Source organism: Synechococcus sp. H60.3 (assembly GCF_047462295.1).
GTDB lineage: Bacteria > Cyanobacteriota > Cyanobacteriia > Thermostichales > Thermostichaceae > Thermostichus.
The window spans coordinates 1-9,209 of sequence record NZ_JANSIY010000104.1 but is presented as its reverse complement, the minus strand read 5'-3'; the positions used below and the strand labels follow the sequence as shown (position 1 = coordinate 9,209).

Genomic DNA, 9,209 nt, shown 5'->3' with positions numbered 1-9,209 from the left:
TAACCTCGTTTCTTTTCTCAAGTCAGCATCAAGTCGCATACTAAGGCAACAGTTTGCGGAACAGCTCAATCAAGTGTACTGGGGAAAGGCTAAGCTTTGGCATGATTCTAAGTGCATTGTCTCATGCGGCGGTGCACCTCTAGAAATTTTGAGGTTGGTCGTGGCAGGGCTAGGAGCCAACTCTCAACCTAACGTGCTCCCGAAGCAGGCAAGCCCAAGCTATTGGTTCTCCACTTCCAAAAGGAGGGATCCCGCCTGCCCTGACGTCCTTGCCCCTGGCTGCTGGGGAGATAAACTCGGAAGATGAGCAGAGGCAGAGGGAGAGGTGCCCAGGGGGCTGGAAAGCGGCGATGGAACAAGCAAGGCAACTGTGGCAAGCTCTGCTGCTGCGGGGTTTTCCTATCGATTCCTGGTGGCAGGTCAGCCTTTTGGGCCGCCTGTCGGGATCCCTGAAAAACTGGGGCCAAGGCAGCTTGCTCGTCCAAGGCTTGGACGGGATTGGCTTGGGTCTGGTGTTGCTCTACTGGGTCTTTTCCTCCCAAAGCTCCACCGGCATCCTCGGCCTAATCCTACTGGCCATGGCGGCGCTTGTGGTCTTGAGCTGGCTGGTGGAAACCCCGACTGGGCTACCTGTCCATCTGCCCCTGGGCCTTTTCTGGGGAATTGCTACCCTGGCAACGCTCCTCTCGCCGGTTCCCTATGCGGCGCGGGATGGCTGGCTGAAGCTGACGCTCTACTTAGCCGGCTATCTGCTTTTGCATCGTCTGCTGCGCCAACCCCAATTCCGAGATGGGATTGTTGGATCCCTGCTCTTGGTCAGCCTGGGGATGGGGATCTACGGCCTGCGGCAGTACTTTTACGGGGCGGCAGAACTGGCCACCTGGGTAGATCCAGAATCGGGCTTGGCAGGCCTGACGCGGGTGTACAGCTTTCTGCGCAACCCTAACCTGTATGGGGGCTACCTGGTTCCCCTGCTCCCGCTGGGGCTGGCTGCCATTTGCCTCTGGCCGGGTTGGGGGATCAAGCTTCTGGTGGGGTTTACAACCGCCGTCAACCTTATCTGTCTGGGGCTGACCTACAGCCGCGGTGCCTGGATTGGGGGGCTGGCAGCGCTGGGGATGATGGCCCTGCTGCTGGCCCAATGGTACGCCCCCCGCCTGCCGGCCCGTTGGCAGCGCTGGACGGTGCCGGCTCTCTTGGGAGGGGGCGCAGCCGCGCTGCTGCTTGCCATCTTGACGGTACGCCCCTTGCGGCTACGGGCTCAGAGCCTCCTTTGGGGACGGCTAGATACCAGCAACAACTTTCGCCTCAACGTCTGGGCGGCGGTGCTGGAGATGATCCGCGACTTTCCCATCTTGGGGATCGGCCCTGGCAATGTCGCCTTCAGCCGCGTCTATCCCCTCTACCAGCGGGGCAACTTCAGCGCTCTGGCGGCCTACTCGGTGCCGCTCCAGATTACCTTGGAGACGGGCTTAGTCGGATCCCTGGCTTTTGCTTGGTTCCTCCTGGTGCTCTGGGATCACGGCTGGAGAGGCTGGAAACGTTTACTTGCCTGCCGGGATCCCCAGGGCCTGTGGGTGGCGGCAGGTTTAGCAGCCTGCACCGGCATGATGGCCCACGGCCTGGTGGACACCATCTGGTACCGTCCCCAGGTGCAGATGCTGTGGTGGCTGGCAGTGGCCCTCGTCACAGCCAGTCTGGATTCTCCTCGATCCTCAACGGCCGGTGAAAGACTAAGCTCGTGAGATGCCAGCGCGAACTTCTTAAAAAGTTAAAGTAGCCCAGGCCTGGCCTTCTGGTCTTGACGAGAGCAAATCTAGAGTGGTAAGCATTCTCAGTAGAAGAACGAAAATGTATCTAGATTTACAATTTGCAGGTTTTAGTAGTGTTAGAAATTAGCGGGATTGTTGGGGATATGGGAGGCCAATGAAAAAGATCGAGGCTATAATTCGGCCCTTCAAGCTGGATGAGGTGAAAATTGCCCTGGTCAATGCCGGAATTGTCGGCATGACAGTGAGCGAAGTGCGGGGTTTTGGTCGGCAAAAAGGACAAACCGAGCGCTATCGGGGATCCGAGTACACGGTAGAGTTCCTGCAAAAGCTGAAGGTGGAGATCGTGGTCGAAGACGACCTGGTGGACACGGTGGTGGAGAAGCTGATCGCGGCGGCTCGCACCGGCGAAATCGGGGACGGCAAGATTTTCATCAGCCCTGTCGAGAAAACCATTCGCATCCGTACCGGCGAACTCAACCAAGACGCCCTGTAAAGCAGGGAAGGTCTTGGAGCCTGGGTAGCTCGATCCGAGTCCCAGGCTGGCTTGCAGTGGGCAAATGAGGGATCTTTGCCCCAGTTAATGCGTTGTAAAAGTACCGTCACTTTAGGTGAGTCGAAAAGCATGTCTACAAGGATGATCCAAAGACTCAAAGGCCAAGCACTGCAGTGGCTCTGGCAACCAGCTCAGGGGGGCCTAACTGCTGCTCTGACGATTTCGCTGGTTTTCCTATTGGGTCAGGAGAGCGCCTTCGCTCAGGACGCGGAAGTCGTACAGAAACATGCTGACATTGTCTGGACGCTGGTGGGGGCAGCCTTGGTGTTCTTCATGCAGGCGGGGTTCGCCATGGTGGAGACGGGCTTTACCCGCGCCAAGAATGCCGCCAACATTATGATGAAAAACCTGATGGACTTTTGCATGGGCTGTTGCGCCTTTTGGTTCATCGGGTTTGGCCTGATGTTTGGAGAAAATACTGGCTTCTTTGGCCGGAGCTGGTTTGCTTTCAGTTGGCAGCAAGCCCACGAAGCAGGGGACTGGCCTTTTACATTCTTCGTCTTCCAGATGGTGTTTGCTGCCACCGCTGCCACCATTGTTTCCGGGGCCATGGCGGAGCGCACCAAGTTCGTGGCCTACCTCATCTACTCTGTCGTCATCTCTGGGCTGATCTACCCCATCTCGGGGGGCTGGGCTTGGAATGGGCTGTTTGGCGACTACAACGGTGGCACCAGCGGCTGGCTGGAAGATCTGGGCTTCATCGACTTTGCCGGTTCGGGCGTAGTGCATTTGGTGGGGGGCGCTTCCGCCTTAGCCGGGGCCATGGTGCTTGGCCCTCGCATCGGCAAGTACGGCCCCAACGGAGAGCCACGGGCGATTCCCGGCCACAACCTGCCTCTGGGGATGTTGGGGGTGTTTATCCTCACCTTGGGTTGGATTGGGTTCAACGCCGGCTCGACCACAGCCGCCAGCCCCGATATCGGCTGGATTGCCATGAACACGCTGCTAGCCGCTTCGGCAGGGGCCATTGGGGCGATGATCACCTGCTGGGCGCATTTTGGCAAGCCGGATATGACCTTTGCCGCCAACGGGGTGCTGGCCGGCTTGGTAGGGATCACCGCTCCTTGCAACACTGTCCACCCTCTGGGAGCTTTGATCATCGGTTCGGTGGCCGGGATCCTGGCGGTCATCTCGGCGGTGATTCTGGATACGGTGCTGAAGATTGACGACCCGGTGGGCGCCGTTTCGGTACACGGCACCTGCGGTGTTTGGGGGGTGTTGGCAGCAGGGATCCCTTGGTTTGCCCACGCCGATTCAGGGGTGACCTGGGCCCAATTTGGGGTACAAGTTGTGGGCGCTCTAGCCTATTTCTTCTGGCCTTTCATCACCTGCTTGATCCTGTTTTTGATCCTCAAGGCAACGGTTGGCCTGCGCACCAGTGCTGAAGAGGAGCTGGCCGGCTTGGATGTGGGCGAGCATGGTAACGTGGCCTACCCGGATTTTGTGATTGCTTCTGCCGAGTTGGACCAACCTTGAGGCGGCACCCCGGCTCTGAAGGGGATCCAGCGGCACCAATCGCCACTGTCAACGATGAGGAGGGCCAAGCCTGGCCCTCCCTGGCTGTAAACTGGGATGCGGTTGGATGCGCTTTTGGATCCCATGCACCTGTTGATCCCGGCGGCTGGCAGCGGCAAGCGAATGGGGGCGGCGGTCAACAAGCTGTTGTTGCCACTTTTGGGTCAGCCTGTCCTGGCTTGGACGTTGCAGGCGGCAGATCGGGCGCATTCCATCGAGTGGATTGGCATTCTCTCCCAACCCGGCGACTGGCCGGCCATGGAGCAGATCCTGGCGTCCATCGACCTGTCCACGCCGGTGCAGCTTCTGCAAGGAGGGGCGACGCGGCAGGAGTCGGTTTACAGGGGGGTGGAGTATCTCTATGGGCTGGGAACGGTGGAACGGGTGTTGATTCACGATGGGGCCCGCTGCCTGGCCACCTCTGAGTTGTTCGATCGCTGCAGCGCCGCCTTGGAGCAAGTGGACGGCTTGATTGCCGCGATCCCTGTCAAAGACACGATTAAAGTAACCGCAAGCGGCCCCAAGGGGATCCAAATCGAATCGACACCGGAGCGTAGCCGGCTGTGGGCAGCCCAAACGCCCCAGGGCTTTCGCCTGTCGCTGTTGTGGCAAGCCCATCGGGAGGCACTGGCCCAGGGGTGGCAGGTAACCGATGACGCAGCCCTATTCGAGAAGCTGGGTTGGCCGGTTTACATCGTGGAAGGGGAGGAGTCTAATCTGAAGTTAACCACCCCCTGGGATCTGGTGCTGGCCAAGCAAATTCTACAGCAGCGCCTCGATCCGGCGCGCTAGCCCAACTCACTATGGCGGTGGCCCTGCCGCAGAGCCGCCTTCTGCCACACCCGACTGCGCCAGCGGCTGAGCAACAGGCTGGCCAAGCCGGCGACATAGATCAGCATGGCCAACCAGCCCCCCACAGCCCCCCATCCCAACCCCGGCAGAAAAGGGATCCAGCTTTGGGGAAAGATCAGTATTTGCGCCAAAGGCAAGAAAAAGAGCCAGCTCATCCCGAGCATGATTGCCATGGGTGCCCGCACATCTCCCGCGCCGCGCAGGCATCCCACTGCAGAGAAGTTGATGCCATCGAAGAGAAACGAGACTCCGATGATCCGCAGCAGCCTCCCCCCCAGATGCAGAATTGCTGCGGCGTTGGCGTCTTTCCCTGTAACGAATAGGCCGAGCAGGGCTTGCCCAAAAAGCGCCAGCCCGCCGCCGATCACAGCCATGTAGCCGAGCGTCCAGCCCATCACGGCATTTCCCAAGCGCATTGCCCAAGCTGGCTGACCGGCGCCAACAGCCTGGCCCACTAGCACCGTGGCCGATTGTTCCAGGCCGATGGCTGGCAAATAGGCAAAGCGAGACAACATCAGACACAGGTGGGCCGTTGCCCCCTCCACAGCCCCCAACTGGCCTAGCATCAACTGAAACACCGTGAAGGAGCTCATATCCGCCAAAGCGTAGATCCCAATCGGCAGGCCCAATCTCAGCAATGGCCGCAACGGTTTCCAGCCCGTGCGCCAGGTTTGCCGCGTAGCGTAGTCGCGGTGGATCCAAGCTGAGAGAAACACCAGCAGGTAGAGGGTCAGCTCCCCATATTCCGACAGGATTGTGCCCCAGGCGGCTCCAGCGATCCCCCAGTCCAAGCCGAAAATGAATAGGGTATTGAGGATGCTGTTGAGCAACACGCTCCAGCCACTCACCCAGAGAGTGATCCAGGTGCGGCCAATGCCGTTAAAAAAACCCGACAAGGCAAAGGTGCCCAAGAGGGCAGAGCCTCCCCAAACGCGAATTTGCCAATAGGCCGCTGCTTGCTCCGCCACCCCCGGCGGCAGGGGCAGCCCTCCATACAGCAAGCCTCCCAACAGCGACAAGAGACCGCACAGGGGAAATAGGCCCAACCCCAGCCCCACTCCCGACCAAGCATAGCGAGAGGCCCCCTTTGGATCTCCGCTGGCGTAGGTTTGCGCCACCAAGGTTTGCACTGCTCGCCCCAGACTCAGGAAGGGGGTCAAGGCCACCTGGGTGGGCAGCCAGGCGGCGTTCATCCCGGCCAAGGCTTGGCTGGAGATTTGACCAATAAACCAAGTGTCGGTTATGCCCATCAGCGCCTGGATGCCAGCGCTGAGCACCAAGGGCATCGCCAACCTCAGCACAACCCCATGATCCACCCGTGGGATCCCTCGGGCATCTAGCCGTTGCGCAATGCCCCTCACACCCTTTCCCTCCTCTGTGCTGCGCAGCAACAGGCAACCTCTCGACTGAGCTGTCTGTATGCTATTATACTACAGAGATAATACGGACTGGAGCGAGGGAGGGATCCCTTCCCACCTTTGGGAGATTGGCTGCTGTTAGGATGCTGGCTACTGGGGCGAGAGGAGAGCGGATGAGCGAGCAGACTTCGTCCTACTGGCCTGTGCACATTGTCGGCGCTGGCCCCGGGGATCCCGAGCTGATTACCCTGCGGGGCCAGAGAGTACTCGCGGAAGCAGATGTAGTATTCTACACAGGTTCTTTGGTGCCGGAGGGACTGCTGACCCATTGTCGCCCTGGGGTGGAGGCCATCGATACACGCGCTTTCACCTTGGAAACGCTGCTGCCTCAGATGGTGGAGCGGGTCAAGGCAGGGCTGCGGGTGGTGCGGCTGCAGGATGGGGATCCGTCTCTTTACGGTGCTCTGCACGAGTTGCTGATTCGGCTGGCGGAGGCTGGGATCCCCTTTGAGATCGTGCCGGGGGTGAGCGCCTTTCAACTGGCAGCCGCCCGTTTGCAAGTGGAGCTAACGGTGCCGGAGCTGGTGCAGACGATCATCCTCACCCGCGCCAGTGGCCGGACGCGTGTGCCGGCAGCGGAAGCCCTGGCCAGTCTGGCGGCTCACCGCGCCTCTCTGTGTCTCTACCTGAGCGCCCGCCATGTGGAACAAGCCCAGGCGGATCTAATGACCCACTATCCTGCCGATACCCCGGTGGCCATTTGCTACCGTCTGGGCTGGCCGGACGAGCGGATCTGGCTGGGATCCCTGGCGGAGATGGCAGCCCTCACGCGGCAAGCCGGCCTGGAACGCACCGTGCTTTACCTCATCAGTCCCGCCCTACGGGGCTTGGCAGGAGCCGGCTCGGCCCGCTCGCGGCTCTACAGCCCTGACCACGCCCACCTCTTCCGCCCCAAAATTGGCCGGCGGGCCCATTTGTAACAGCTTCTTTCAGTATATTGACGGATGACAGCAGGCTGAAGATAATGAGGCAGCACGATGAGTTCAGAGGCTTTGACTGCTGGCTGCAAGGGGCTCCTCTTCCTCAAGAAAAGTGGATTTCTTTTGGATTGGAGTTGTTGCAAGACTCTTCATTTCACTCTTTGACTGGTGAGAGCTCTAACCTTATGGATGACTCATCTGCTGCTCGCAGCGCGGCAACCCTGATCAAGACTTTGCAGAAGGCCCTTGCTCCCCTGCCAAGCCGTTCGGCGCTGAAACAAGATGTCCTTTACCTGATGGTGGATCTGCCACAGCAGGGACTGTTCAGCCGCTCTATGGTGTTGCAGCGGGTTGCCGGCCAATTGGAAGGCGCGCCGGTGCAGGGAGTCAGCCAACTGGTGGTGTACGGTCGGCTGCAGGGAGAAACACAGCCGCAGTGGAAAAAAGTCTTCTATTTGTCTTCTGGGAAAAGCGGTGCCGACGCCACGGAGATTGTATTGCCCGGCACCAAGATTTCCGAGATCAAGGTGCTGGATGCCCAAAAACCTGTTGTGGATCCCGATGCCAGGCCTGATCGCAAAGTTAAAACCCTAGAGGCGCCGCTTCCCAAAACCCAGAAAGAGCGAGGCTCAGGGCCTGACCCAAACCAGTCTCCTCATGCCTCTGCACAGGCCCAAGCTGGGATCCCGACCTCTCCGTCCACAACTGCCCCTGCTCGCCCCAGTTCTCCCATCAGCCTTCCGGTCAACGTTCAGGCGCTTGGCCAGCAGTTGCACCAACCTACCCTACGACCCTTCCTGGGGGGAGCCCTGGCTTTGTCTCTCCTGCTGGGGGCCGGGTTGGTGGTGCATTCTTTCCGGCAGCCCGACGTCCCTGCCCGGGCCAGATCGCTGGGAGTAGGGATCCCTCTGTTGCTCCTGGCTGCAGGGGGGGGCTGGCTGGGGTGGAAAGGCTGGCGTGCTGTCAACACCTTTAAGCGAGAGGGATCCTCTGATCCTTTGGCAGAAGGTTTGTCCTTTTTACAGGCCAATCAAGTTCCTGAGGCAGTGGAGCGGTTTCAGGAGGCCCTGTCCCTCACCCAGGGATCTGCTCAAGTCGAGATCCATAGCCTGCTTGGCCAAGCCTGGGCCGAGAAAGGCAACTGGGCAGAAGCCTTGGCCCAGCAACAAAAGGCCCTTGGGTTGGATCCCCACTTCAGCCAGGCCCACCTCTGTATTGCTCAAATTCGCCTCAAGCTGGGGCAATGGGACGAGGCGATCGATTCCTGCTGGGCTGCTTTGGAGTTGGACGATCGCCTGGGCTCAGCCCACTACCTGATGGGACAAGCGCTGATGCGCAAGGGCCAGTTAAAGGCGGCAATAGCAGCTTTTCAAACCGCCCTCAATCTCGATCTGGATCCCGAATTAGCCGCCGCTGTGCGGGTGGATCTGGGCTTGGCCATGGTTCATGCGGGGCGTCTGGCCCAGGCTGGCCAAGAGTTCAGCCAGGTGCTCCTCTCCGGCAGCTCCTCCAAGCTCCAGCAGGGCCGCGCCTACTACGGGCTGGGCTTGGTCTTAGCGGCCCAGGAGCAGCACAGCGAAGCCATCAAAAGCTACCAGCGAGCCCTGGGGCTAGTGCCCAGCTTGCCTGAGGCGGTTGCTGCCATCGGCTTGTCCTATTTGGGTCAAAAACACCGCGACGCCTCTGGGCGCAAGTTTGTCTGGCCCCAGCAGGTGCAAGAGGCTGTGCAGCAGTTTGAACAAGCGTTAAGAGAAGACCCAGATTTGCCCGAAGCCCACTTTGGCCTGGGAGAAGTGGCCCGTATCAAGGGGGATCTGAGCTCAGCGGTGGCCAGCTATCAACGGGCGATACGCAGCAACGGCAGCTACGGCATGGCCCACTACCGCCTGGGATCCGTCTTGGCCCGCCAAGGCAAGTTGGAGCAGGCCGTCGAGCACTTGCGCTCGGCTTTGGAAATTTCTCCCAACTTCCCCGAAGCCAAAGGGAGCCTGCAGCAGCTTCTCTCTAAGCAGACGGAAGAGGTACATACCGACCTACTGCCCGTGTAAAGATGGGAGCTGATCGACGCTGAGGGATCCCGGTTGCCGCCCGACAAGGTGCACGCCCGCCTGCGAGAGGTTGCCGCTCCAGCCATGAAGGGATCCCTGCCCACCGTGGTCTTGGCCGGATGTGGCTATGG

The 9,209-nt window shown here is 60.0% G+C and carries 8 protein-coding genes; 7 read left to right on the top strand and 1 reads right to left on the bottom strand.

All coding sequences use genetic code 11. From position 1 onward, the window contains the following. The 5 genes from NW841_RS10365 to ispD all read left to right on the top strand — a co-directional run. Positions 1-307, top strand: a 307-nt coding sequence (locus NW841_RS10365) for a transposase (protein ID WP_414386284.1), incomplete at its 5' end; no start/stop codon positions are given. A 43-nt stretch (positions 308-350) separates the two neighbouring features. Continuing rightward, on the top strand, positions 351-1,745 hold the full coding sequence (locus NW841_RS10360) for an IctB family putative bicarbonate transporter (protein WP_414386282.1): 1,395 nt from the start codon (positions 351-353) through the stop codon (positions 1,743-1,745). Positions 1,746-1,926: 181 nt separating this feature from the next. After that, positions 1,927-2,265, top strand: a complete 339-nt coding sequence (locus tag NW841_RS10355) for a P-II family nitrogen regulator (protein ID WP_414366262.1) — start codon at positions 1,927-1,929, stop codon at positions 2,263-2,265. 129 nt (positions 2,266-2,394) lie between these two features. Beyond that, positions 2,395-3,801 (top strand): ammonium transporter, encoded by a 1,407-nt coding sequence (locus NW841_RS10350; RefSeq protein WP_414377549.1) that lies wholly within the window; start codon positions 2,395-2,397, stop codon positions 3,799-3,801. A gap of 123 nt (positions 3,802-3,924) precedes the next feature. After that, positions 3,925-4,632 (top strand): 2-C-methyl-D-erythritol 4-phosphate cytidylyltransferase, encoded by a 708-nt coding sequence (gene ispD, locus NW841_RS10345; protein ID WP_414386286.1) that lies wholly within the window; start codon positions 3,925-3,927, stop codon positions 4,630-4,632. Here ispD and NW841_RS10340 read toward each other — a convergent pair. Beyond that, positions 4,629-6,053 (bottom strand): MATE family efflux transporter, encoded by a 1,425-nt coding sequence (locus tag NW841_RS10340; protein ID WP_414372033.1) that lies wholly within the window; start codon positions 6,051-6,053, stop codon positions 4,629-4,631. The genes ispD and NW841_RS10340 overlap by 4 nt on opposite strands. Positions 6,054-6,223: 170 nt before the next feature. Here NW841_RS10340 and cobM point away from each other — a divergent pair, with 170 nt between their 5' ends. Further along, entirely contained in the window at positions 6,224-7,030 is an 807-nt protein-coding gene (cobM, locus tag NW841_RS10335; RefSeq protein ID WP_414366259.1) for a precorrin-4 C(11)-methyltransferase, read from the top strand. A gap of 185 nt (positions 7,031-7,215) precedes the next feature. Continuing rightward, a complete protein-coding gene (locus tag NW841_RS10330; RefSeq protein WP_414386280.1) occupies positions 7,216-9,078 on the top strand; it encodes a tetratricopeptide repeat protein in 1,863 nt (620 codons plus the stop codon). Positions 9,079-9,209: the final 131 nt, after the last annotated feature.

What these genes read in the sequence shown, in the direction of transcription:
- ispD (WP_414386286.1), top strand. Translation starts at nt 3,925, where the DNA reads ATGCACCTGTTGATCCCGGCGGCTGGCAGCGGCAAGCGAATGGGGGCG.
- NW841_RS10330 (WP_414386280.1), top strand. Translation starts at nt 7,216, where the DNA reads ATGGATGACTCATCTGCTGCTCGCAGCGCGGCAACCCTGATCAAGACT.
- NW841_RS10350 (WP_414377549.1), top strand. Translation starts at nt 2,395, where the DNA reads ATGTCTACAAGGATGATCCAAAGACTCAAAGGCCAAGCACTGCAGTGG.
- NW841_RS10355 (WP_414366262.1), top strand. Translation starts at nt 1,927, where the DNA reads ATGAAAAAGATCGAGGCTATAATTCGGCCCTTCAAGCTGGATGAGGTG.
- cobM (WP_414366259.1), top strand. Translation starts at nt 6,224, where the DNA reads ATGAGCGAGCAGACTTCGTCCTACTGGCCTGTGCACATTGTCGGCGCT.
- NW841_RS10360 (WP_414386282.1), top strand. Translation starts at nt 351, where the DNA reads ATGGAACAAGCAAGGCAACTGTGGCAAGCTCTGCTGCTGCGGGGTTTT.